26 protein-coding genes are annotated in these 25476 nt (G+C 34.6%); 8 read left to right on the plus strand and 18 right to left on the minus strand.

Annotated features, from left to right (window positions below; all coding sequences use genetic code 11):
• A partial coding sequence (locus ACTNDN_RS05425; RefSeq protein WP_441130835.1) for a UPF0236 family transposase-like protein occupies window positions 1-659 on the plus strand: 659 nt, incomplete at its 5' end.
• A 241-nt stretch (window positions 660-900) separates the two neighbouring features.
• Here ACTNDN_RS05425 and ACTNDN_RS05430 read toward each other — a convergent pair.
• From ACTNDN_RS05430 to ACTNDN_RS05455, 6 genes are all read right to left on the minus strand, one after another.
• Window positions 901-1212, minus strand: coding sequence for a thioredoxin family protein (locus ACTNDN_RS05430; RefSeq protein WP_031536338.1), 312 nt, complete (start codon window positions 1210-1212; stop codon window positions 901-903).
• Window positions 1209-1562 (minus strand): toprim domain-containing protein, encoded by a 354-nt coding sequence (locus ACTNDN_RS05435; protein ID WP_031536339.1) that lies wholly within the window; start codon window positions 1560-1562, stop codon window positions 1209-1211. The genes ACTNDN_RS05430 and ACTNDN_RS05435 overlap by 4 nt, the downstream gene beginning before the upstream one ends.
• 160 nt (window positions 1563-1722) lie before the next feature.
• On the minus strand, window positions 1723-2106 hold the full coding sequence (gcvH, locus tag ACTNDN_RS05440; RefSeq protein ID WP_031536340.1) for a glycine cleavage system protein GcvH: 384 nt from the start codon (window positions 2104-2106) through the stop codon (window positions 1723-1725).
• 69 nt (window positions 2107-2175) lie between these two features.
• Window positions 2176-2532: an arsenate reductase family protein gene (locus ACTNDN_RS05445; protein WP_349205082.1), complete on the minus strand. Its 357-nt coding sequence runs from the start codon at window positions 2530-2532 to the stop codon at window positions 2176-2178.
• A 266-nt stretch (window positions 2533-2798) separates the two neighbouring features.
• Complete coding sequence (locus ACTNDN_RS05450) at window positions 2799-4586, minus strand: acyl-CoA dehydrogenase family protein (protein WP_441130836.1); 1788 nt, start codon at window positions 4584-4586, stop codon at window positions 2799-2801.
• 2 nt (window positions 4587-4588) lie between these two features.
• Window positions 4589-6952 (minus strand): 3-hydroxyacyl-CoA dehydrogenase NAD-binding domain-containing protein, encoded by a 2364-nt coding sequence (locus tag ACTNDN_RS05455; RefSeq protein ID WP_441130837.1) that lies wholly within the window; start codon window positions 6950-6952, stop codon window positions 4589-4591.
• Window positions 6953-7378: 426 nt separating this feature from the next.
• Between ACTNDN_RS05455 and ACTNDN_RS05460 the strand changes: the two genes are divergently transcribed.
• From ACTNDN_RS05460 to ACTNDN_RS05470, 3 genes are all read left to right on the plus strand, one after another.
• Window positions 7379-7513 (plus strand): YuzL family protein, encoded by a 135-nt coding sequence (locus tag ACTNDN_RS05460; RefSeq protein WP_235248169.1) that lies wholly within the window; start codon window positions 7379-7381, stop codon window positions 7511-7513.
• A 21-nt stretch (window positions 7514-7534) separates the two neighbouring features.
• Entirely contained in the window at window positions 7535-7810 is a 276-nt protein-coding gene (locus ACTNDN_RS05465; protein ID WP_031536345.1) for a hypothetical protein, read from the plus strand.
• 172 nt (window positions 7811-7982) lie between these two features.
• Window positions 7983-8321, plus strand: a complete 339-nt coding sequence (locus ACTNDN_RS05470; RefSeq protein ID WP_031536346.1) for a spore coat protein — start codon at window positions 7983-7985, stop codon at window positions 8319-8321.
• Between the two features lie 77 nt (window positions 8322-8398).
• Here ACTNDN_RS05470 and ACTNDN_RS05475 read toward each other — a convergent pair whose 3' ends face one another.
• The 3 genes from ACTNDN_RS05475 to ACTNDN_RS05485 all read right to left on the minus strand — a co-directional run bounded on the left by ACTNDN_RS05475 (window position 8399) and on the right by ACTNDN_RS05485 (window position 11661).
• Window positions 8399-8647, minus strand: a complete 249-nt coding sequence (locus ACTNDN_RS05475) for a DUF2573 family protein (RefSeq protein WP_031536347.1) — start codon at window positions 8645-8647, stop codon at window positions 8399-8401.
• Between the two features lie 213 nt (window positions 8648-8860).
• Window positions 8861-10006, minus strand: coding sequence for a rod shape-determining protein RodA (gene rodA, locus ACTNDN_RS05480; protein ID WP_031536348.1), 1146 nt, complete (start codon window positions 10004-10006; stop codon window positions 8861-8863).
• Window positions 10007-10377: 371 nt separating this feature from the next.
• Window positions 10378-11661, minus strand: coding sequence for a methyl-accepting chemotaxis protein (locus tag ACTNDN_RS05485; RefSeq protein ID WP_048716747.1), 1284 nt, complete (start codon window positions 11659-11661; stop codon window positions 10378-10380).
• Window positions 11662-12239: 578 nt separating this feature from the next.
• On the opposite strand from ACTNDN_RS05485, the gene ACTNDN_RS05490 reads away from it, so the two are divergent.
• Complete coding sequence (locus tag ACTNDN_RS05490; protein WP_152910785.1) at window positions 12240-12431, plus strand: hypothetical protein; 192 nt, start codon at window positions 12240-12242, stop codon at window positions 12429-12431.
• A 160-nt stretch (window positions 12432-12591) separates the two neighbouring features.
• Here the strand turns inward: ACTNDN_RS05490 and ACTNDN_RS05495 are convergent, their stop codons facing one another.
• The 5 genes from ACTNDN_RS05495 to ACTNDN_RS05515 all read right to left on the minus strand — a co-directional run bounded on the left by ACTNDN_RS05495 (window position 12592) and on the right by ACTNDN_RS05515 (window position 17080).
• On the minus strand, window positions 12592-13326 hold the full coding sequence (locus ACTNDN_RS05495) for an amino acid ABC transporter ATP-binding protein (RefSeq protein ID WP_031536350.1): 735 nt from the start codon (window positions 13324-13326) through the stop codon (window positions 12592-12594).
• 51 nt (window positions 13327-13377) lie between these two features.
• Window positions 13378-14079: an amino acid ABC transporter permease gene (locus ACTNDN_RS05500; protein WP_031536351.1), complete on the minus strand. Its 702-nt coding sequence runs from the start codon at window positions 14077-14079 to the stop codon at window positions 13378-13380.
• Complete coding sequence (locus ACTNDN_RS05505) at window positions 14066-14884, minus strand: amino acid ABC transporter substrate-binding protein (RefSeq protein WP_284561413.1); 819 nt, start codon at window positions 14882-14884, stop codon at window positions 14066-14068. The genes ACTNDN_RS05500 and ACTNDN_RS05505 overlap by 14 nt, the downstream gene beginning before the upstream one ends.
• A 278-nt stretch (window positions 14885-15162) precedes the next feature.
• Window positions 15163-15708, minus strand: a complete 546-nt coding sequence (locus ACTNDN_RS05510; protein ID WP_031536353.1) for a hypothetical protein — start codon at window positions 15706-15708, stop codon at window positions 15163-15165.
• 439 nt (window positions 15709-16147) lie between these two features.
• Window positions 16148-17080 carry a carbohydrate kinase family protein gene (locus ACTNDN_RS05515; protein WP_031536354.1) on the minus strand — a complete coding sequence of 311 codons (933 nt, stop codon included), beginning with the start codon at window positions 17078-17080 and terminating at the stop codon, window positions 16148-16150.
• 258 nt (window positions 17081-17338) lie between these two features.
• Here ACTNDN_RS05515 and ACTNDN_RS05520 point away from each other — a divergent pair, with 258 nt between their 5' ends.
• Window positions 17339-18175, plus strand: coding sequence for an undecaprenyl-diphosphate phosphatase (locus ACTNDN_RS05520; RefSeq protein WP_235248190.1), 837 nt, complete (start codon window positions 17339-17341; stop codon window positions 18173-18175).
• A gap of 38 nt (window positions 18176-18213) precedes the next feature.
• Here the strand turns inward: ACTNDN_RS05520 and ACTNDN_RS05525 are convergent, their stop codons facing one another.
• Complete coding sequence (locus ACTNDN_RS05525) at window positions 18214-19260, minus strand: AI-2E family transporter (RefSeq protein ID WP_235248191.1); 1047 nt, start codon at window positions 19258-19260, stop codon at window positions 18214-18216.
• A gap of 319 nt (window positions 19261-19579) precedes the next feature.
• On the opposite strand from ACTNDN_RS05525, the gene ACTNDN_RS05530 reads away from it, so the two are divergent.
• A complete protein-coding gene (locus ACTNDN_RS05530; RefSeq protein WP_284561414.1) occupies window positions 19580-20968 on the plus strand; it encodes an amino acid permease in 1389 nt (462 codons plus the stop codon).
• Window positions 20969-21023: 55 nt separating this feature from the next.
• Here ACTNDN_RS05530 and ACTNDN_RS05535 read toward each other — a convergent pair whose 3' ends face one another.
• Both ACTNDN_RS05535 and ACTNDN_RS05540 read right to left on the minus strand, forming a co-directional pair.
• On the minus strand, window positions 21024-24149 hold the full coding sequence (locus tag ACTNDN_RS05535; RefSeq protein ID WP_349204993.1) for an MMPL family transporter: 3126 nt from the start codon (window positions 24147-24149) through the stop codon (window positions 21024-21026).
• A 17-nt stretch (window positions 24150-24166) separates the two neighbouring features.
• Window positions 24167-24622, minus strand: coding sequence for a MarR family winged helix-turn-helix transcriptional regulator (locus tag ACTNDN_RS05540; protein ID WP_284561416.1), 456 nt, complete (start codon window positions 24620-24622; stop codon window positions 24167-24169).
• Between the two features lie 278 nt (window positions 24623-24900).
• Between ACTNDN_RS05540 and ACTNDN_RS05545 the strand changes: the two genes are divergently transcribed.
• Window positions 24901-25299 carry a hotdog fold thioesterase gene (locus ACTNDN_RS05545; protein WP_349205006.1) on the plus strand — a complete coding sequence of 133 codons (399 nt, stop codon included), beginning with the start codon at window positions 24901-24903 and terminating at the stop codon, window positions 25297-25299.
• Window positions 25300-25317: 18 nt separating this feature from the next.
• Here ACTNDN_RS05545 and ACTNDN_RS05550 read toward each other — a convergent pair whose 3' ends face one another.
• Entirely contained in the window at window positions 25318-25449 is a 132-nt protein-coding gene (locus ACTNDN_RS05550; RefSeq protein WP_349204994.1) for a hypothetical protein, read from the minus strand.
• Window positions 25450-25476 lie beyond the last annotated feature (27 nt).

Here is a 25476-nt window from a genome sequence, read left to right on the forward strand (position 1 = left end):
CCCAAACCTTGCTTATTATTAATGGCGATGGAGCAGGCTGGATAACGGCATGTCGGGAGTATTTTCGGGAACGCGCCTTTTTCACCATGGATCGGTTTCATGTAGCTCGTTCGATGAAACAGCTAATGAAGAGCCATCCTCGATACCGCTACATGAGAAGAGCGTTAAAAAACTACCAGGTAGAAACATTACTTCTAGAGTTGAATAGTGCAGTAGGAACAATGGATACACCAGAAGAAGAAGAAAAACTAGAGCATTTCCTCGCCTTTTTAACGCATCATCAGGAAACCATAAAAGATTATCGTAGTTGGTTACAGGAGAAAGGCGTGGATACGACAGCGTATCGACCAATGGGAAGTGCAGAAGCAATGATGAATCAATTAGCCAAACGATTAAAAAATGGAAGAGCATGGAGCAAAAAAGGCGTCATGAGCATGGCACGTTTGTGGATTGGATTGAAGGATGACCTATCCATCCAAACGATATATGGGAAATGGGAGAAAGAAAAAAGCCTAAATACATCAAAGAAAGAACATCAACCGAAAAGAAAAATATCCAGAAAATTAGTAACAGAAACCGTGCGTCAGAACCTGCCATACTTAAATCAAGCGATTGGAAAACCCATTCACTTTGCCTTACAGGGATTAAAAGGTTTTTAAAAAAGAAAAAGACGAAATTTTGATGAAAGAAAACATTTAGAAAACGGATACAAAATTAGAAGTTTTACTTTATAAAAAGGGAGCTAAAAAAAACTCCCACAAAAACTTGACTCAATCTTTTAGAATAAGTGATTTGTTACTGTTACCTTTTTTTTAGTAAACTGGCTTTTATGGATGGTGCCACCTCGTTTATCCACCAAGCCATAAAAGAAAGACCCTTTCTGTCTGAAAAAGAGTCTTTCTACTTCGTATATTTATTGATAACCTCTACTAAATGAGGAACCGATTCAAATCTATACAATTTTTCCTTTAGCAATCCCTCTTCTACAATAACTAAACATGGAACACTTTCGACTTCGTACTCTACCGCTAATTCTGGTGCATAATTCAAATCCATTTTTCCTAAATGTAAATCTGGCTTCATTGTATGTAATATTGTTAGCATTTTAGAAGCAACCATACATGTTCCGCAAAGGGGAGTATACAAATAAAGACATACAAGAGGAGCATCCTTGATTTGTTTCTCCCATTGGTCGATCTTCCAATCTATCATAATCCATTCATCCTTGCATCTAAATATTTTGCATTAATCTCAATGTTTGCCTGTAATAATAGTGTTGCTAAATGATGTTCAGGAGAGGTAGCAACTTCTTTGTACTTCCGATCAATATAAAGAAATTCTGCTTCTGGAAGCTCTCTTTTAAACTGCTTTCTTATCTTATCTCCAGATTTGTCTGCATCCACTAGAATATACACATCTTTATCCATTAATTCTTCTAATAATTCATCCAGCTTCGAAACGCCAATTGTTCCATTTGTGCAAATAATATCCACCGGTTCACGTACAATTTTTTCTACTTTTCGTTTATCCGATTTGCCTTCCACAATGATTACTTTTTTCATTTTGATCACCTAAAGGAGTTATTTGATATACTTTAACATATTCAAACTTAAAGAGAAAGAAGTAGGTTAATGGAACAATTTTCAACTTAATATTTATCTAATTAAGCACTCTATTGAAGAAAAGACATCGGCAATTTACCGATGTCATCATTACTAAGAATTATCCTTCATTCGTCATGTCTTCATATTGCTCTGCAGTCATTAGTGTTTCAATGTCTGCTTTATCACTTGGTTCAATAATTACCATCCAAGCATTTTCATAAGGAGATTCGTTAACATACTCTGGATTATCACTAAGATCCTCATTTACTTCTACTACTTTACCGCTGATTGGAGCATATAATTCCGAAACTGTCTTTACAGATTCTACACTTCCAAAAGGCTCATTCGCAGTTACTTCATCGCCTACTTCCGGTAGTTCAACAAATACGATATCGCCTAATTCAGATTGTGCAAAATGTGTAATTCCTATACGAGCATTATCTCCTTCAACTTTTACCCATTCATGTTCTTTTGAATATCTTAAATCCTTTGGTACCGTCATTATTAACCCCTCCGTAAAATCATATTTGCCCTTTATCTTAGAGCCACCTATTAAAAAAAGCAGGTAATGTTATGCCCAACTTTCTTTAAACATTTCTTCTTTAAAGCCTAATGTAACTTTATTTCCATCTGTCGTTAAAGGTCTTTTTATTAACATGCCATCAGAAGCAAGTAAATCAAGCAGTTCGTCCTCTGATGATTCTTTCAATTTATCCTTTAATCCTAGATCTCTGTATTTCTGTCCAGACGTATTGAAGAATTTCTTTAATTCTAGACCACTTTTTTTATACAAATCCTCTAATAATTCGCGGGAAGGAGGATTATCGACAATATGTACTTCTTCATATGACACATGATTTTCATCCAGCCACTTTTTTGCCTTACGACAAGTTGAGCATTTTGGATACCAATAAAAAGTAACTTTCATTCCATCACCCATAATCTATGTATTTTATAACATCCAACTAAATATTATCACAATTTTATATAAAGTGAAACTTCAATAAAGAAGACCTCTACGGAACTTATCTCCTAACTAGATTTCTCCATTCATTTTTGCGTTATGCAAAATGGAACTTCTTCTCTTTTGAAAAGGAAGATAACCATAAAGTATTGGGTTGATACAAGAGAAAGGTTCTTCATGATAGTAACCTAAACTGTCTGAAGAACCTTGAATCATTCTTATCAATAAAATTATACCTGATATCCACCGGCTTTTAATATACATGTAGCAGCCTCTCTCTTACTTCTAATAATCGGCTTTGGCGTAAATCTAGTATATTTCTTCAATACGGAAAGGGCTAATCTTAATTCATCGCCGCTAAGCATATATGCTAAAGTATCTGTTGCCTCTAAAATCACTTGTTGGAAGGCTTCTTGGCAATATATTTCCGTATATAATAATTTTTGCATTTCATCGTTCTTGCCCTTTATCATCGCCTTTTCCGTTCTTATAATACAAGAATCCATTGCAAAGACAGCATTGATTATATTTGTTAGATTCACCATAATCTCTTGCTGTTCTTCCAATTGTTGCTTATATTGTCTCAGCATCATTCCAAATAAGAGATAGGTAATTTTTCTTGCATTGGAGAGGAGCATCTTTTCTTGTGATAACGGTTTTCCATCTGGTTCATCCGGAAGATAGGAAAGCATCTCTTTTTCTGTCATCGCTGCTAGGGACAAAATGGGAAGCTCACCTTTTAGGCACTTTTTCGCCAAGGTAGGAGGTATCATTAACCTGTTTATTTCATTTGTTCCTTCAAAGATACGATTGATTCTTGAATCGCGGTACATTCTAACAATATCATAGTCTTCCATAAAACCATTACCACCATGAAGTTGAACACATTCATCTACAACCATATCTAATACTTCTGATGCAAAAATCTTATTTAAACTACACTCAATTACGTATTCATTAATAATTTTTGCCATTACTTTCATTTCTACATCGTCCGATAGTTCATCCATTGCTTCTGAAAGCATTCCAGCTGTTCGATAAACAGTGCTTTCTGCGGCATAAATATAAGAAGCCATCGTCGCATACTTTTCAAGTGTTAGAGGAAAATGAGCTATTGGGGTGGAAAATTGTATTCGTTGTTTTGTATAGGCAATCGTCTTTTTAAGGGCTTCCTTGCTAGCGCCAATAGCTCCAAGGCCTAGTTTATAGCGCCCAATGTTTAAGATATTTAATGCAATTAAATGGCCTTTTCCTACCTCTCCCAATACATTTTCAATGGGTATTTCTACCTGATCAAAACGGACTGCGCAAGTTGATGAGCTCTTGATTCCTAATTTTTTTTCTTCTTTTCCCACTGACACACCAGAAAATTCTTTTTCAACGATAAAGGCAGTAAAATACTCTTGATCGACTTTTGCATATACAATAAATATATCTGCAATTCCAGAATTCGTAATCCATTGCTTTTCTCCTGTTAAACGATAATGTGTGCCTGCCTCATTTAAAACAGCCTTTGTTTTTACACTAAGCGCATCTGATCCGGCCGTAGGTTCTGTTAATGCGTAAGATGCTATTTTTTTACCGCTAGCTAATGCTGGTAAATACTTTTCCTTCTGCGCTTTATTTCCAAATAAGACAATCGGCAATGAGCCAATTCCTATATGGGCACCGTGCGTAACAGAGAACCCCCCTGCCACAGACATCATTTCCGAAATAACTGCTGTACTAATTTTATCCAATCCCAAACCGCCATATGCTTCAGGAATATCTGAGCTTAAGAGTCCTAACTCTCCTGCTTCTTCCATCAATTGTTTCGTAATTGTAAATTGATGATTTTCCATTTCAGCTAAATGTGGCAATACCTTTTTTTGCACAAATTCACTTGTCATTTCTGCAATCATTTGATGCTCTTCTGTAAAATCCTCTGGTGTAAAGATAGCGTCTATGGTGATTGGTTCTGTTAAAAAACTTCCACCCTTTTGCATAGTAATCCTTTCCTTCCTTTCAAGGTTTTTCATCTTTATTTCGCTGTCAATGGCTTCCCTGTTTGTAATAAATGCAGCATTCTTTGCTGTGTCTCTTGTTTTCTAATCAAACGAATAAAAGCTTCTCTTTCTAGGTCTAATAGATAATCCTCCTCTACCAATGCTCCACAATCTACATCGCCGCCTGTAAGAACTGTTGCAAGATTGCTTGCAATGAAGGCATCATACTCCGATATAAACCCGATTTTTTGTAGCTTTACTATTTCCTTCATTAAGAATTGATAGCCATTTCTACCTGACACAACAATTTTTTCTTTTTTTGGAGGGAGATAATTTTCATTGGCTAATTGTAGGACTGCTTTTTTGGCATCTCTTAATATAAATCGTTCATTATTGGTTATCCCATCCATCTCCGTAAAAAAGCCTATTTCCTTTGCATGGGCGGCAGAAGTAGCAACCTTAGCTGTTAAAATCGTCTGAAATACCTCTCCTGTAAGCTTTAGTAAATCCTCCGTTGAAGAACTTGGCTTTTTTCTCCATTTATTACAATACAATTCGGTTGTTCCTCCACCACCTGGAATAAGCCCAACCCCTGTTTCCACAAGACCAATATACGTTTCTAAGGAAGCTTGCACCTTGCTTGCGGCCAGACAAATTTCCGCTCCTCCCCCTAATGTTTTTTGATAAGGAGCCGCTACAACTGGCTTTTTGCAATATTTTATGCGCTTCATTGCTTGCTGAAAACGGCGGACGGCTAGCTCTATTTCAACAGTATCTTCGTTTTGTGCTTCTAGAAGCATCAATGCTAAATTTGCACCGAGGCTAAAACTCTTTTTTTCACTACCAATAATCAACCCTTTAAATTCCTGCGCCTCTATCAATGCTATCGATTGCTCAATCATCGTCAGAATATCGACACCAATACTCATATTTCTACTGTGTAATTCAAGCAATAAGACACCATCACCTATCTCTATTAGACTTGCTCCATCATTAGAAAGAAGGGGATCTCTTTGCTTTTTACTTTCTCGAATGCTTATTTGATCCATACTTTTTGGAATGGGCAAATATTGTCCTTTATGATAATAATGCTCCACCCCATTAATTTCTTTATAAAATTGGTCAAATCCATGATCAATCATTTCTTTGATCCATAAAGGAATATCCATTAATTCTTCTTCCATTCGCTCGATCGTGTTTTTTAGAGATAATTTATCCCATAAACGAAACGGACCATTTTTCCAGTTAAAACCAGATTGAACAGCCTGATCTAACTCATAAATGGAATCTGTTATCTCACCAGCCATTTTTGCAGAGTAAAGCAAAAATGGGGCAATTCCATTCCATAAAAAAAATGCTTTTTTATTTTTTTCCTGTAAAAACGATGAAAGAGGCTTTTTAACCACATTTTCTTTCGTTGCTGTTAAATCCTTGTATGTGAATGTATGATAATCTAAAACTTTTAATCCTTTTTCTGTTTTACTATAAAACCCTTTTCCAACTTTTCTACCAAGCATCTTCTTCTTAAGCATTGCTTCTAGCAAAGCTGGGATTTGGTACATCTCTATTTCTTCTGCTAATTTCATTTTTCCTTGCATGTTTTGAATGACCTGATAAAAAGTATCTAACCCAACCATATCTAAGGTTTGAAAGGTGGCACTTTTCGGGCGGCCAATTAGCGGACCAGTTAATTGATCCACTTCATCGATTGTTAAATCAGCCTTCATCATTTCTTTCACAATGTTTAAAAAAGCATATGAACCAATTCGATTCGCAATGAAATTAGGAGTATCACTGGCTTTTACTACCACTTTTCCTAATGTCTCTTCAGCAAAATCACTTATGATTTTCACCACTACGGGGTCAGTTTCTTCTGTAGGAATTATTTCCATCAATTTAATATAGCGAGGCGGATTAAAAAAGTGTGTCCCTAAAAAGTGTGCTTGGAAATCTGCAGAAAGAGTCTCTTTCATTTTATTTATGGAGATACCAGAAGTATTACTGCTAACAATTGATTCTTTTTTTCTATATTGATCTACCTTTTTAAATAATTCCTTTTTTATTTGAACATCTTCAATTATCGCTTCAACTATCCAATCTACTTCCTTCAGAAGTGATAAATCATCCTCTAGATTCCCTATTGTTAAAAGCGATAAATTATGAAAAGAGGTGAGTGGACTAGGAGAATCTGTTTTCATTTTTTCGATGGCAAGCAGTCCATATCTATTTCTTACCATCTTATCCTTTTTCGTTAATCCTTTCTGTTTCTCTTCTTCTGTTAACTGATTTGGCACAATATCCAGAAGAACGGTAGAAATGCCTGCATTAAGAAACTGTGCCGCAATCGCTGCACCCATTACTCCAGAACCAATAACCGCAGCTGATTTTATCTCTTTCACCTTACTTCCTCCTTGAAAATTAATTAAGTTTCGATTGGCTTTTGTGTTTGTATTTGTTTGGCTGTTTTCGTAATGTTTGTTGCTATGAACCGCAGCCTGAATACACTTCGCTTTCCACGGGGCGAGTGGCGAGCCTCCTCAGCTACTGCGGGGTCTCGCCTTTCTCGCTAATCCCATAGGAGTCTACGTGTATTCAGGCTGCTCCGTATTACTAATTAGTTTATTTTCCCTTTTGAAAAAGCAACAATTCTATAAGAAAACAGCCTTTTGTCTAGATAGTCAATTATTAACCAAAACCCTTCTGTCTTTACGTATATACCATTTCTAATTAAGGACTGGACATAATAATCTCGAAGCTATGTGCTCATTAAATAAAAAAAATAGGAAATGCTAAAAATGTAACAAGAAAGGGAGGTGAATAGAAAGATGGCCCGTCTTAAAAAGAATCCTTCTAAATCAGGTGTTAGTGCGACTAGTGTGAAAGGAAATGCTGGTCCGACCGTTGAAACAGATGGTGGTGGAAAAGTCAATAGTCAAAATAATCAATATAAAAAGCGATAGTTTTTAGGAGGTCAAATTAAAATGCAACAACAGCAACCCAATAATATGACACAGCCAAACGGGATGATGATGAAACCACCAGTTATGGTAACAGTCAAAGATTCCCTTTATTTAACAGATATGCTATCTTGGAATTTATTAGCAATGAAAAAAGCACATTTTTTTGCTCAAAGTGCCCAAGATCCGGCTATTAAATCGCAGCTTGAAAAATGTGGACAAATGCATCAGCATCATTATGAAAGAATACTTAATCACTTAAATGATAGCAATCAGCCCATGTCTCAACAACCACAATAATTACTTACTAAATTGCAGCGATTGTTGATTCATACTGCTCATTCTGCTAAAGAGAATGCCAAACCTTATTTTGATCTTGTCTTTGGCAGAATGAGTAGCTTCTCATAAAAGAGAATGGATGAATCAGCAATCAAACATATGAAATAATATCTTGTGAGGAAGGACAAAGAAAATGAACCAACAAAATACAATTCAAAATCCTGAAGCGCAGGTACCAAAAACACCACAAATGAATGATCGTGATTTCACTAATGATATGCTTTCAACGGAAAAATATTTAACCGACTCTTATTCAACAGCATTAAATGAAGCAAGCAATGAACCACTATATCAAGATTTATTATCGATTTTTACTGAAACGCAAAATATGCAAAGGGAACTATATGATTTAATGTTTCAAAAAGGCTGGTATAAGCTTGAAGCAGCTGATCAGCAAAAGCTTCAACAATCCTATCAGCAATTTAAAGGCTATAGTAACCAGTTCCCTTACGGCAATACTACTATTCAGTAATCTTATTGATTCATACCACCTACGTATTTGGTGGTATGTTTTTGTACTTTGTCCAGGCTTTCTATATAGCATATGTTTTATTTCTGATTTTGTTTTCTTATCTCATTCATTTTTTTTATTTCGGATATTATTTCTATCATCGTTTGTTTACCATCTGGAAATTTAGCATTCCAATGCTTTACCAATCCTGGCATGTTTTTCGACATAAATGAATAAAGCATCCATATTTGTACTTTTTCATTTAACTCCTTATTTTCATCTCCTAGTAGTAATTCTGTATAATTACTTAATAGTGCTTCAAATTCTTCTCGAAATTTTTCATTCATTATATTATTCCTCCTTATATATACATTGACAATAAAAATAAATTGTTTTATTATTAGATTACACCAAATGATAATGATTATCAATATCATTAACTTCCCAAAATGATGGCTATTCTTTCCTTTTCTTCCCCCTCATTAAAGAATGGAGAAAGAATAAACGAAAAGAGGCTGCACCCTGTCAGCCTCTTTTCGTTATGCTCAAATAAAAAATTGTTATTCATCGCTGGAAAACATATACTTTTTATAATGGTATCTAATCGAAAAAATTAATCCCATAGAAAGCATATTCCCCATTAAAGAACTACCACCATAACTAATAAAAGGAAGTGGAATACCAGTGATTGGAAGAATCCCTACTGTCATTCCAATATTCTGGAAAACATGAAAACAAAGCATACTAATAATTCCTACACTCATACAAGTATAAAAAGTATTTTTTGTTTCCAATGCTACTTTTGTAATGTGGTATATAAGTAAGAAAAACAAACTAATTATAATACTAGCGCCAATAAAGCCAAACTCCTCTCCAACCACACTAAAAATAAAATCAGTGTGATTTTCAGGAAGTACTACTTCACTAGTGCCAATGCCCTTCCCTGTCGTTTGACCCGATCCTATCGCAAGTAAGGATTGGGTTAAATGATATCCAGTTGTGCTCTGATACGTATATGGATCCAACCAAGAGTAGATTCTTCCCATTTGATATTCCTTTACTCCAAAATACGTTGTAATCCAATCCGAATGCCAAATAACCATATATAGGACTGCCGATGCAATAACGGCAAAACTGGAGAAAATAGGCGTTAATATCTTCCAAGAGATACCAGAGATAAATACCATACCTAACATAATAGCAAGGAACACTAAAGAAGTTCCTAAGTCAGGCTGTAACATTACTAAGAATAGTGGAAGTGCCGTTACTCCTCCAATTTTAAATAATAGTAAAAAGTCACTTTGTAAAGTTTTCACAATATATTTTTCTTGATGTTCTACAATTAATCGAGATAGCGCTAATACTAAAAACACTTTAACGAATTCAGAAGGCTGTAAAGAAAAGCCAGGAAGCGTAAACCAACTTTTCGCACCATTAATTTTTCGTGCAATACTTTCTGGCGCAATAATAAGTAAAACTAATAATAACAAACCAAAACCATATAAATACCAAGTTAATTTTTTTAACTGATCCGAATCTAGCCGAATCACTCCAATAATAATTCCGATACCAACCACATAATATAAAACCTGCTTTAACACATAAGCAGAATTCGCTCCATAGATAGCAGTAAGACTTGTTAAGCATAAAAGCATTAATATTAGAACAAGTGTATAATCTATTTTTGATGAATTTTTTGGGGACATATTGTCATTGCTCCTGTTCAGTAAAACTTTTAACAGTGGGGCTTGAATCCTCTCACACTAAAAACTATTATTTTTTATATTTATATTCTCCCTAAATGAATAGAAGTAATTTGCATATTTACAATTCTCCATTATATTTGTATTTGCATGAAATAACAACTTTCGACAATCATTTTCGTAAAATTTATTATTTTGATTCCTAACTTTAATCAAATTGAATCAAAACTGTTTAAAATGTCATACAACGATTATTCCCTTTTATATTCCCCCAAAAAAAAGAGAATGATCAAAAGTGTTTAGCATCCAGTAGAATTTATCTGGAGATGTTAACTTATCTTTTGACCATTCTTATTTTTTGTTTTTCATTTAATTTAGTTTACACGGATTGTTTTTGTTAACTCCACTAAATCGTCGGCAATTTTCGCTAAAGATTTAGTAGAAGTAGCTATTTCTTCGATTGCTGCCAGTTGTTCTTGGGAGGCTTCCGATACGTTCATCGAATTTTGACTATTTTCCTTCGCGATACCTGTAACTTGATCCACAGATCCTGCAACCTCCACAATATTCGTAGAAATCTTAGTGGCAGCATCCAAAATGTCTTTCATTTGACTGCTCATTGATAACATAGAATTGGAAATAATACTAAACTTTTGCTTTGTATCATTTGTAATATTAATGCCATCCTTTACTTCCTCTGTCACTCTTTTCATTGTTTTAACCGACGACAGGGTATCTTTTTGTATTTCATTTACTAATACAGCAATTTGTTTAGCAGATTGATTAGATTGTTCAGCAAGCTTTCTAACTTCTTCAGCAACTACTGCAAAACCTTTTCCTGCCTCTCCGGCTCTAGCTGCCTCAATTGCTGCATTTAAAGCCAATAGATTGGTCTGATCAGCAATTTCTGTGATTACATTTAAAAATTGCCCAATTTCTTGTGAACGCTCCTGTAATAATACGATAGAGTCATTAGATTCCTTCACTGAATTCTGGATTAAACTCATTTGAGTAACAGTACTCTCCACAACTTCTTGTCCTTCTTTTGCCTTCAATACTGTATCATTCGTGTTTTTCACCATTTCTTCTGTATTTTTGGCAATATCTTTAATTTCGTTATTAACAACTGCAACAGAATCTACAATGAACTCCATTCCTTTCGTTTGCTCTTCAGACCCTGCTGCAACACTCTGAATGGAGGAAGAAATTTGTTCTGATACATAGCTTGTTTCCACTGTATTCGCCGTTAATTTTTCAGCAGATGCATTAATATGTTCAGATGTCTCGTTTACTTTCAGCACTAAATTTCTTATAAATTCTTTCATTAAAATAAATTCATCTGTCAATTGGCCAATTTCATCATTCGAAGCCTTATTAATTTCAATATCTAAATCGCCTTCTGTAATTCTCTTTGTAGAATTTAATAATTTTTTAAGTGGAGATATGATGATTCGTCGTGTAAATAATGAAACAATAATCGTCACAAAAACTAGATTAATAATCGTATTTACGAAAATACCAAATGCTTCTGGAAAAATGCCTGACTCATGAATAATTTCATGCAACTTAAACGAAATCATCGTACTAAAGAATGTAGCAAAAAGTATGATGATTATCATTTTTGTTCTTAAACTATGAAATAAATTTCTTCTTTTCATATAGCTATACCATCCTGACTTTTTATAGTTCTTTTCACCTGTTTTTTCTAAAAAACCTCCAACTTATTTTGTTTATAATTCTTTTATCGACAGGACAAATGAATTATAAATAGGAAATTTGATGAAATTTTCACAAAACAAATAGTTGTTTATACCTATTTTACAAAATACTGTTGCTTAAAGCAATTAGGAGGAAAAAATAACCCTATTTTGGTTGAAAACACCCTTCATTAAAAGGGCGTCATGAATTTTGTCGCTATTAACCGTGTTTCGCGAACTATAACAATGATAAATACGCTTATGTATCGAGATATAAAAAAAGAGGTATAGCCAAACGAACGGCTATACCTTAAGTGAGAGGAGGTTATGGGGTTACGGTATAAGAAATATGACTGTGTATTCAGCTTCTAAGAAGGTGATACAAGCTATTCCTTATACTTATTAAATATGCTTTTTTGTAAAATCAGTGAGGGCTTATCCCCTTTATCCATAAAAAAGGGCAATCACCCTTTAAAAGTAGTATATTATTAATTCTCCACATATACTAAGATATATGAATAGCTGAAAGAAGGTTCGAAATGAAAAATCACGTATATGTAAACACGATTATCTATTGCTGCATATTGACTCTTATCATAACGTTTCTGTTCTATGCTATATCTGGTTTATCGGTTTACACCATTGCTTCTTTGCTCTCTGGTATCATTGTTGCTTTCTTAAATTTATTAGAAGAGGAAGTCATTCATAAGAAAATTCATGATAAACAATAGCTTCCTTTTTCAAAAAGCATGTAGATTTTAAAAAAATTATCTTTGTATGTATAAAAAACGAAAAAGGGGGCCACAATGATACTACAAAGTGTAATTCCCCCTTTTGTTTTAGAGTTGTTAAGGAATCTCCTTATCCGAGTTTCCTTAACAACTCATTTTTTTATTGAATTAATTGTAGGAATTGCTGTGTTCTTTCTTCTTTAGGCGCAGTAAAGATATTCTGTGGATTTCCTTTTTCCATAATATAGCCACCATCCATGAAGATAACTTCATCTGCAACCTCACGCGCGAATTTCATTTCATGTGTAACTACAATCATTGTCATTCCCTCATTAGCAAGTGCTTTTATTACCTTTAATACTTCACCAACGAGCTCTGGATCTAACGCTGAAGTCGGTTCATCAAACAACATCACTTCTGGTTCCATTGCCAATGCTCTTGCAATGCCAACACGCTGTTGCTGCCCACCTGAAAGCTGGAATGGATAGTAATCGATTTTATCCCCAAGCCCAACTTTATTTAATAATTCAATAGCTTTATTTCTTGCTATTTCCTTTGATTGCTTTTTCACCGTAATAGGGCCTTCCATTACATTTTCCAAGGCCGTTTTATGTGGAAAAAGATTATAGCTTTGAAAAACCATTCCTGTCAATTTTCGAAAATCGGTTATAGCCTTTTTTGTAACCTTTTTCGAGAAGTCCAATTGTTTATTTTCAATCGTAATATGGCCATTCGTCGGTATCTCCAATATGTTTAAACAACGCAGCATCGTCGTTTTACCAGATCCAGACGGTCCAATAACGACAATGACTTTCCCTTTTTCTACTTCTAGATTTATGTCCTTTAATACTTGTAAATCACCAAAATGCTTTGACAACCCCTTGATGGAAATCATGCTAGTTCCTCCTTTCTCTATCGATTATTTATTTTCTAATTAGAAGCTTGATTATTTATTCAAGTGACGTCCGAAGCGATTTTCAAGACTCTGCTGAATAATAGATAGAGGGAAGCAAATAAGCCAATATAAAAGCGCAACCTCTGAGTATAGAAGCAAAAATTCATAGTTTGTGCTTGCTATTTCCTGTGCTTTTCGAAACATTTCTGTTACTAGGATTAAGGCAGCAAGGGATGAATCTTTAATTAAACTTATAAATGTATTCGACAATGGTGGAATGGACACGCGCGCAGCCTGTGGCAAAATAATTCTTTTTAAATTTTGGGCATAGCTCATTCCAATCGAATATCCAGCTTCCCATTGCCCTTTAGGAATACTCAATATGGAACCTCTAACTATTTCTGACCCATACGCTCCAACACTTAAGGAAAAACCAATGATTGCTGCTATAAATGGTTCAAGCGTAATGCCAATGTTCGGAAGCCCGTAAAAAATAATGAAAAGCTGTACGAGTAAAGGGGTTCCTCGAATTACGGAAACATAAATCCCTGCAATGATTTGCAAAATTTTAACACTTGATAATCTAGCTAAAGCGGTTAATACAGCTAAGATCAGTCCAATGATAAAGGAAATAATTGATAGTGGTATCGTATATAAAATAGCCCCCTTCACCAAAGGAAGAAGGGAACTAACGGCAATATCATAATATCGCTGGAATGCTTCTGGGTCTGTAAAGATATTATTTAAGTACATCTTCTCCGAACCATTTCTCAGATATTGATTTATACGTACCATCATCAATCATTTCTTGTAATGCTGTATTTACCGCTTCTACTAACGAATCATTTCCTTGTCTAAACATTAATCCACTTTGTGCTACATCATCTGCAGTATCAGCAATCACAACTTTTGCATCCGGCTTTTGTTTTTTAAAGTCTAAAAATGATAATTTATCATTAATTGTTACATCCACTCGTTTTGAATTTAACAATTCAACAGCTTGATTAAATCCATCTACCCCAACTAACTCAGCACCGTTAGATTTGGCGATTTCAGCGTAATTACTTGTTAATGATTGTGCTGACTTCAATCCTTTAATGTCTTCAAAGCTTTTTACATCTGAATCTTCTCTTGTGATAAGTACTGCAGAAGAAGAAATGTATGGATCAGAGAATGAATACTTCTCTGTTCTTTCATCATTAATTCCTACTTGGTTTGCAATCATGTCAAAACGCTTTGCATCAAGTCCAGCAAATATGGCATCCCATTGTGTTTCCATAAATTCAGCTTCTACACCTAATCGTTTTGCGACTTCTTGTGCGATTTCCACATCAAATCCCGTTAATTTCCCTGAATCATCATGAAAAGTAAAGGGAGGGTAAGTACCTTCCGTACCAATTACTAATTTTCCATCTTCTTTAATTTGCGCTAATAAATCTGTTTTGTCATCATTTTTATCTGCAGAATCATTTGATTCATTATCTGAATTACCACCACATGCAGCTAAAACAATGGTAAGACTTAGTAATAAACTAAACAATATACTTAATTTTTTCATATTAATCCTCCTAATTCCGATAAGACTTGTCAGCAATTGTTATCATATTATATGGGGATTACCTTTGTCAAAGCTTTCCTTCTAACTTTTATTTTCACCAAAAGTTCTGTCATTAACCATTTGCGCTATATCCATTTCATACCAAAAAAGCGACCCTTTAAAGGGTCACTTTTTTCATTTATATAAAAATCCCCTTACTAACGATATTAATTACCAAGAAGCTATCCTTAGTAGGGGTATAACATTTGTTGTCTAGGTATGATAAAAATATAATAGCTTCATGCTGCTTTTTTCGTAAAAACAAGTGGATATAATTGTAATTCCCCTTCATAAACCCTATGCATATTATATTCATCTAATAAATCATATGGGGTTATTAAACAAGGTGGCTTAGTAAAAAATAAAACACCACTTTCATGTAAGATAGATGCAACAAACTGTGAACAAAAATAAGCATTTTTCCGATTATAAGGTATTTTAAATAAAATAAATAATAGGCCAAGAAGATTGTAGCGGTAATTTCTTTGTTCTTTCTCCATTTCTTCAATCTTACACTTCATTTTTTCATATTGTGTCTCCGTCACAGAGATGGAATATATGATGCAACGGCTTTTTCGAAAAAAATCATGTTTTACATTTTCCTTAACAAAGCCGCCAACAAAGGGATTGCTAGGTTTCCTTCTGCCAAAACTATACACTTCATTTAGTTGTGGATCAAAGGAAATAGATGCATGATTATGGGGCTTTCTCGTAAATAACTTAATACAACGTGTGAATAATGTTCCTGTATCAGATAAAATAATATATACTTTTTTTTCCGTCACACAAACACCCCTCCCTTCTAAAATCCGTAATTTACACTCTTTTCACTTTACTTTCGTAAATAAATAGATCGTAAGGAAATAATTGTTCTGATGTATCTTTTAATTTTCAAAGACACCTATTACTTTTTCCATTCCTCTGTACTATCATATAAAGATTATCTAAGTCTTGAAACAAACTCTTGGATTATTTTTGTCTACGTCTTTAGACTTAAAAAGTGACAAAAAGCATCCTTACATAAGAATTCTGCCATCATGATGGTTGTTCCTTCTATGTAAGCATGCTTAAAGCAATTTTTTAATTAAGGATGTTTTCGTTACATGCACTTTCCTTTCCATGGGGTACGCCTAAGCCAAGTCGCAAGCTTAAACTGTGGAGCCGCCATTCTCGCTTATCACCTAGGAGTTTATGTATTCAGGATGCTCAATATGTCTAATTAATTCATTTTAGGACAAGTGATCGATAATTATCCAGGGGAGGTAAGGATCCCTTTTTAGTTGCGACCATTGCTCCTAGCTTATTGGCACACCTTATATAATTCACCATCTCTTCCTCTGAATTAGGGAATCCTTTTTCGTGTATATAAAATAGAATTGTTGCCATAAATGCATCGCCAGAGCCATTGGTATCTAAAACATTCACCGCCTCTGCAGGTACATGCATTTTTTTCTCAAGCAATCGTCCAATAGCTCCTTTTTCTCCGAGAGTAACAAGCTGAAATGGGATATTTAAATTTGCCAGCTCTTCCATCCCTTCTTCCACCGTATCTACCTCCATTAGAAAATAAAGCTCTTCTCTTGATAGCTTTAGAATATCAACAAAAGGCAAAAGTTCTCTAATCACCTCTCTACATTCCTCTTCCTTATTCCATCTTTTCAAGCGTATATTCGCATCAAAAGCAATTAGCAGCCCTTTTTCCTTTGCTAAGCTTATTGCTTTTTTCGTTGCTGCTCTTGCATGTGGATGAAAAAGTGTACCTGATCCAAAATAGAAAATAGCTTTATTTTCAAATGATTGTCCTTTAATATCTGATTCCAATACGACTTCATCGGGAGTTTCATTTTCGTAGTTATGAAAGTGTCTTTCCCCATCTTCATCGAGATGAACAAAAACTTTGGAAATTTTCTTTGTTGATGTCCGAACGCTTTCATCCAAATTTATTTTTTCCTTTTGCATCTCTTCTTCCACAAATATACTATCTTCATCTATTCCTAACTTTGTAATATAAAAGCTTGGAATAGCAAATCTACTTATATGTACAGCGACATTAACAGAAGCTCCTCCTAAATTTCTATCAAAACTGTTATTATCCCTTGTTTGTGAAACAAAATCGATAAACGCATCACCAAGAGATAGAATTCCTTTTCGAGCCATATTATTCTCTCCCCCTCTACTTTACTTCCTTAGTATATCTTCATTCCTCTTATTAAGCATTTTAACTCAAAGAATTTTTGATAAAATTAGTGAAACTTATAATTCTATTTCTACGTTTTACTCTATGTAAAAATTTAAATGGCAGAAATTTTACATCACATATCATTCAGCTTTTGCAAAATATTTGTTATGATAGTTGGGTGTATGTTTTTGAAAAAGTAATTTACATATTAATTGATAAATAGGAGTGAACAAGGCTTGGATAAATTATGGGAATTAATTGTTGCCTTTATTTTAGGCATAGTAGAAGGTTTAACTGAATTTGCACCTGTTTCATCAACAGGACATATGATACTTGTTGATGATTTATGGTTAAAATCAGGAGAACTTATTTCACCTGAAGTAGCAAATACCTTTAAAGTAGTGATCCAATTAGGATCGATTTTAGCAGTAGTCATTATCTTCAAAGATCGCTTTCTTAATATTCTTGGTTTGAAAAAAACGATTGATGGCGAAAAAGTAACAGGACATAAATTGAGCCTCGTACAAGTTATCATTGGGTTGATCCCAGCTGGTGTTTTAGGGCTCCTTTTTGATGATTACATAGATGAACATCTATTTAATTTTGAAACAGTGGTGTACGCTTTGATTGTTGGAGCTATTCTGATGATTATCGCAGACTATACACAAAAGAAAAAGAAACCAACTACAACTTCTTTGGATCAAATCACCAATAAACAAGCGTTTTTCATTGGTCTATTCCAATGTATTGCCTTATGGCCAGGCTTTTCAAGATCTGGATCAACGATATCTGGTGGCGTACTTATGGGACTAAGTCACCGTGTCGCAGCTGATTTTACCTTTATTATGGCTGTACCGATTATGGCCGGGGCAAGCTTTATTTCTTTATTAAACAATTGGGAATATATCACATCTGCGTCTCTTCCATTCTTTATTGTTGGATTTATCAGTGCATTTATTTTTGCATTAATTTCCATTCGATTCTTTTTAAAGTTAATTGATCGAATTAAATTAACACCATTTGCAATTTATCGTATCATTATTGCCATTATTATTATTGTAGTGTTCTTATAAACCTAGTGAATAATACTATCCTTAACAAAAAAGTCACCTCATTTTGAGATGACTTTTTTGTTTGAACTTTTTTTACTTCCCTCTTTTTTGTCGCTCTTCACTTCTAATATATCTAACAAGAATATGAAAATCGGGATACCGACGATTAATCCCCAGACTCCAAAGAAGTGTTCAGAGAAAATAAGGACAATAAATGTGAAAAATACTGGCAAATCTGTCTTAGAAGACATTAGTTTTGGGTTTAAAATATATGCCTCAATAGAGTGGATAACCATAATTAAGATAACAACCGAAATGACATGACTTATTCCTCCGACCGTATAGCCAATAATGCATAATGGAATGAAAGAAATAATCACACCTGCAACTGGTATAAGACCAAGCAAAAATATCATAATGCCTAAACCAAATAATTGAGGAAATCCAAGAAAATATAAAGAAGCTGTCGTTAAGATACAATTAATTATGGCAATTATAAATTGTGCTTCAATTACTTTTCCAAAAGTAGCAACAAATTTCTTTCCAAAATACATGCATTCAAAATAAATCGGTGCTATTTTGCTAGTATGGAAACGATTAGCAAACAATCGTAAGCGATCTTTTTCTAACAGAAAAAATAAGCTTAGCACGATCGCCATAAACACTTGAAGAAGATTTCCCCAAATATTAGTAAAATACTTAAATATAAAGGTGATTCCCTGATGCAAATAAGTTGTGATACTAAAATCATTGATTTTATTCACTATAAAATTTAACACAACATTATCATGTGGCTGCATATAAAAATCTGTAAGCTGAATAACTAATCCAGATATTTGCTGAATGACAACAGGTAAATAGGTGGAAATCCCATATATAAGCAAGAATATCACTGAAAAATAGAGTAAGATAACAGCTATTGTCCGTTTAATTGCAAACTTACTTGTAAATACCTGAACAAGTCTATCCATTAAGTAGGAAAAAATAAAAGTAAATAAAAGGAGATTTATCATACTTCGTACAAAATAAAGGCATAAACTAATTAAAATTAAAATTAAAACTCTTTTTACTCCTTTTTTTCGAAAAAATGAAAGCAATATTTCCATGTGAAAGACTCCTGACGCTGACGATTTATAATACCTAGCCAATAGAAATTTTTTTACTTTACAACTTATTATCAATCCAATAATGAAAAATAACAAGAAAAAACGATTGAATTTTTTTACACTTTCTTTTGAATATAGATCTTATTCGATGTCCTTATTATTTTCACCAAATTGTAACAAAAAGGAACAAGTTTCTTTATTTTTTAGAAAAAACTTTCTTTACAGTCTATATGAAAATTAGTAAAATAGGAAAGTCGTTTTTCAATTTGGTCGACATTTTTATGCAATTTTCGCAATTTTTTATCATCAGGAGGTTTACATGAGTATCTTCAGAAAAAAGGCAGTAACGTCAAGCACTAATACCTCGCTTAATCGTGTACTCGGTGCATTTGATTTAACGATGTTAGGGGTCGGTGCAATTGTTGGTACTGGCATTTTCGTATTGACAGGTGTTGCCGCTGCTAAATATGCAGGACCTGCTCTTATTCTTTCCTTTATAATTGCAGGCCTTGCCTGTACTTTTGCGGCTTTATGCTATTCGGAGTTTGCTTCTATGATTCCGCAGTCAGGCAGTGCCTATACTTATAGCTATGTAGCATTTGGAGAAGTAATCGCTTGGATTTTGGGCTGGGATTTAGTATTGGAATATGGACTTGCTTCGGCCGCTGTGGCAAGTGGCTGGTCAGGTTATTTTCAAAGCCTGTTATCAGGTTTTGGTATCCATTTGCCTACTTTTATGACAAGTGCCTTTAACCCTGCAAATGGTACATTTATCGATATCCCTGCTATTATAATCGTCTTTATTATTACGCTTTTATTAACGAGAGGGATTCAGGAGTCCTCAAAATGGAATATCATTATGGTATTCATTAAATTAGCAGTCGTTTTACTCTTTATATTTGTTGGTGTCTGGTATGTAAAACCTGATAATTGGGTACCCTTTACACCATTTGGTTTTTCTGGAATCACTACAGGGGCAGCTGTTGTGATATTTGCTTATTTCGGCTTTGATGCTGTTTCTACAGCAGCAGAAGAAGTAAAAAATCCACAAAGAAATCTGCCTATTGGGATTATTTCCGCCTTAGCCATTTGTACTATACTCTATATTATTGTATCGCTTATTCTAACTGGAATTGTTCCTTATCATCAATTAAATGTCAAAGATCCTGTTGCCTTTGCTCTTAGCTATATTAATCAAAATTGGGTAGCTGGCTTTGTTTCTCTTGGTGCTATTATCGGAATCACGACCGTCTTAATGGTAATGATGTTTGGGCAAACTCGCCTTTTTTACGCCATTAGTAAAGATGGTTTGCTTCCAAAATCTATGCAAAAGGTTAGTAAGAAAAACCAAGTACCTATTGTCAGCACATGGATAACATCCGCTTTAGTAGCAATTTTTGCTGGTTTAGTGCCATTAGATCGATTAGCAGAACTAACCAATATTGGGACATTATTTGCATTTACTATGGTTTCCCTTGGTGTCGTCGTCTTACGTTACACTCAGCCAAACCTTCAAAGAGGATTTAAAACTCCTTTCGTACCATATATTCCAGGACTAGCTGTCATTTTTTGCGTTTATTTAATGCTTCAGCTAAGCAGCTTCACATGGAAAGGCTTTGTCGTTTGGCTAGTAATCGGATTGATTATTTATTTTTCATACGGTTTTAAGCATAGTAAATTAAATAATACTAGCGAAAACTCTATTTAATAATAAAAAGAGGAAGACTTTAAGGTTACAGCCTAAAGGTCTTCCTCTTTCTTATTTAGTCATTAACTCGTTTAAACGGCCACCAGTTTGCTTCTCCAAAATTCTTAACAAGTACAGGAATAAGCAATGGCAAGATGATAAACGCGTATAAAAATAATCCAACTAATACTATACTAGCTATTTGCAATAAGGAAAGCATTCCTGATGGCATCATTGCTGCGAATGTACCACCTAAAATAATGGCTGCTGATATAATGACAGTTCCCATCCTCTTCATTGCTTCTAGCATCGCTTCTTTTATTGTTAAATCCTTATATTCATTGAAGCGATCCATAAGGAAGATACTATAATCCACACCTAAAGCCACTAAAATAACAAAGGCAAAAAATGGTACTGCCCAGCTGATTCCTGTATAGCCAAGCATATTGACAAAGATAGCTTCATTTATTCCAAGTGCTGTGTAGAATGTTAAAATCAATGATCCAATTATATAGGCTGGCATAATGATGGAACGGAATAAAAAGATTAATACAATTGAAATTCCAATCATCATCCAAATAACGGTATTCGTATAATCTGCATCTGACATCGTTCGAAGGTCTGCGTTTGTACTGGTAATTCCTGAAACAGCAACTTCAGCGTTTTCTAGCTTCGTCCCTTTTGTTATACTTTCCACACTATCCTTTATCACATCAATTTGATCGATGGCATCGTTAGAATAAGGGTTATCTGCGAAAATAACATCAAAAGTCATAATTTTGCGATCGGGAGATAAATACGTATCTAATGCGTCCTTGAATTCGTCACTCTTTAATACTTCTTCTGGAATATAGAAACTATTTGTTTCATTCTTGGATAAACCAGCTAAATAGTCTGTAGCGGAACCTATTCCATCGGAAACTTGATCTAATCCTTCCGCACTTTGTGTTAGTCCATCGGTTAATTGCCCAAGCTGTCCGCCAATTTCGCTAAAACCATCCAATAACTGCTTCTGTCCATCATTAATACTGCTTAAGCCATTCGTTAATTTAGGCATATTTTCAACAATTTGCCCTTGACCGTCTGCTAGTTGATCTAACCCTTTTTGCTGTTGGTCTATTCCATCAATTAATTGCTGTAGCCCAATTGAAATATTGCTTTGATTTTTTAGAATCTCAGCATAGCCTTCATTTGCGGCACTTACTCCCGATTGTAATTCTGCAAGGCCATCATTTAATTGACTTATCCCATTGCTAATGGCAGGTAATTGCTGTTGAGCTCCTAGAAATCCTTCTCTTATACCGAGGTAGCCTTCCTCATCAGCCAATCCAGCATATTTATTTTCTAAATAGCCAAATGTTTCTTTTGGAATTTTATTTAGACCTGTGGCTAATTGCTCTACACCAGAACCAATTTTTTGATATTCCAAAAGGGCAGTGGCTAAATTAGTTTCCACTTTTTTATAGCCGCTTTGTAAATCTTTATGTGCAGCCAATAATGCTTCTGCTCCTGTTTTTGCTTCTACTAAACCAGCTTTTATTTGATCAGACCCAGCCGATCCTTGACGAATGCCTTGCTCAATCTTTTCGAGATTGTTTTGAATTTCGCCTAAGCCGGCTTTAACATCATCGGTTCCTTTAATAAGCCCATTAATCCCATCGGCCGCTTCATTAAGCTGCGGTTCAGAACTTTGCAACTCATCTCCAGCACTGTAAAGTCCTTCACTTATTTGATCAAGTCCTTCTTTTCCTTGATCCAATCCCTCTTCTAGCGTCTTAGCCTGATTAGAAATATAAAAATCCTCAATCGATTCTCCCATTGGTCTCGTTATGGAACGAACTTTATCGACTAAATCTACTTTAGCTAATTCAGTTGTAACCGAGTCTGCTAATGATAGGTATTCAATCGAGTCTAATTCATCATCATTTTTAATGATAACAGTTGTTGCCATCGATTCTCCTGGTCCAAAGCTGTCAGCAATGGCATTAAATGCTTTAATAGATGGATAATCATCACTAATTTCTTCTAAGGAATTAAAAGAAAGATCCCCATCATATGTGACAAGGAAAGGCACACAGATACATGCAACAATTAATAAGGATAACAATGGTCTCTTTAAGGATAAATTACCTGCCATTGCCCAAATCTTACTATCTCCATGTTCTGCTGACCCTTTTGACGGCCAAAATAATTTATTCCCTAGCAGTAGCATGAAGATTGGCACCACCGTGAACAAGGCAACCAATAGAATTGCTACTCCAACCGCGACAGCAGAAGCAGATTGATAAAGTACAAATTTAGAGAATCCAATCGCAGCAAAACCAATCATTACAGCGACACCACTAAAAAATACGGTTCTGCCTGCATTCTTGTACGTTTCCACTATCGACTCCCAAATACTTTCCCTGTGCATCATTTCTTCTTTAAATCTACTTAATAGAAGAATGCAATAATCTGTTCCTATGCCAAAGAGTACTGCAACTAAGAAGATTTGCGTATAGGTGGAAATCGGAAAATCAAATTTATCTACTAAAATAGACACGATAGATTGAGATGCTAAATAGGTAACACCTACTGTGATTAATGGAATAAACGGTGCAATAACTGATCTAAATACAATTAATAGCACTGCAAGAATAAAGACAACTGTTATCCCTTCAGTCTTCTTTAACCCTTCTTGCGAACTATTAACTAAATCTTGGTCAATCATCCAATTGCTCGTATAAAAGTGATCTACATCATATTCTTCGATCGTTTTATATAATGCATCACTTACTTCCTCTGCTTCTCGGCCATTCCAGCTAATCGTTAATGAGGTGAGAATGGTTTTTCCATCTTCTGAAACCAATTGATCTTCTAAATCTTCATTGGTAAAAGAAGAAATAATATCTGTAATTCCAAGCTCTTCCTTGTTTGCTTCTAATGCTTCAACTGCCTTTTTCGCTTCCGTTATATCATTATCAGATAACTTTTTGTCATTATGGAAGACAAGTGCTACAGATGACTGCTCTCCCACATTTTTCTGATTTTGAATTTCATCCAGAATCTTTCCTGCTTGGGAAGAGGAATACTCATCAGGTATACTAATCTGTCCTTTTTCCTCCACTAGATCTCCCATATTTGGAGCGATGATAAATAATCCTACTATAGCGATAATCCAAGCTCCAAGAACAAACCATTTTCCTTTTAAAATAGCATTCACTTTCTTACCTCCAACCTTTATTCCTTATTTCCCTCAATCAGTCCATCTAATTTTGCATAAGTATCTAAGAAATTTTGAATTTCAGTATGTTCAAATTTCGAGATGACAGATTCAATCACACTTTGAATTTTTTTCTCCATTTCGCCAAAAATCACTTTGCCGTCAATGGTCAAGGTTAAATAAATGACACGCCTATCCTTTTCGTCCCTTGTTCTTTCCACCCATCCTTTTTCAACAAGACGATTGATAATGGGTGTAATGGCACTTTTCTTAACACCAAAGACAACCGCAAGCTCAGTCGATGTACATACATGGACATTATTTATATGGCGCATCGTAAAATGCTGCTCTGTAGTAAGAACATCACCGATTTCCTGTCTAATTAGCTGATCAAATTTGCGATTTACTGAAAAATTTATACTGACATATCGGTCAATAATTTGATCTATTTCTTTTCGATTAATAACAGTCACCTCTCCTTCTTTTAGTTAAATAGCTTAACTATTAAATATTTTAACTTTATTGTTATTTTTATGTCAACAAAAAATTTTCATTCCTAAAAGATACAGGAAGACTATTCAATCGAACCTTTACCATCAGTTTTTCTCCCTTTCCTCCATAAATAGTGAGCGTTTTATTAAAACTTAAGAGGAAGATAAAAGCGATGACATTCCTATTAAAGGAAGGGGCAAACGAACTTAAAAGATACCTATGTTATAATAAGGAAAAAAAACAAACGGAGAATAAGATTATGTTTCCAAACATTTCAATGAAAAATACGCTTATGGAAAGCTTAGGAATCAAAATAGTGAATGTGAAAAATGGAGAATGTATTGCGACAATGCCAGTTGATGAAAGAACAAAACAACCCTTTGGCTACCTTCATGGCGGGGCTTCCGTTGCCTTAGCAGAAACGGCTGCCAGTGTTGGAGCAGCAAGTCTAGTTGATTCGAAAAGACAGGCTGTTTTTGGACAAGAAATAAATGCAAATCACATTCGCTCCGTAAAAGAGGGGATAGTAACTGCAACTGCTACAGTTATTCATCAAGGAAAATCTAGCATGGTTTATGAAATCAAAATAGTGAATGATAATAAGGAATTAATCTGCATCTCTCGGTGTACGATGGCGGTAATTTGTTTAAAAAAGTGATTCTTTCGTTTGGCTGATTTATTTGGCTTTTGGCTGATATCCTGTTTGCTTTGGCTGATATCCTGTTTGCTTTGGCTGATTTATTTGGTCTTTGGCTGATATTCTGTTTGCTTTGGCTGATATCCTGTTTGCTTTGGCTGATATCTCCACTATTAGGCTTTAATCCCACGTTATTTA

This window comes from Niallia sp. HCP3S3_B10 (assembly GCF_052064465.1).
GTDB lineage: Bacteria > Bacillota > Bacilli > Bacillales > Cytobacillaceae > Niallia > Niallia hominis.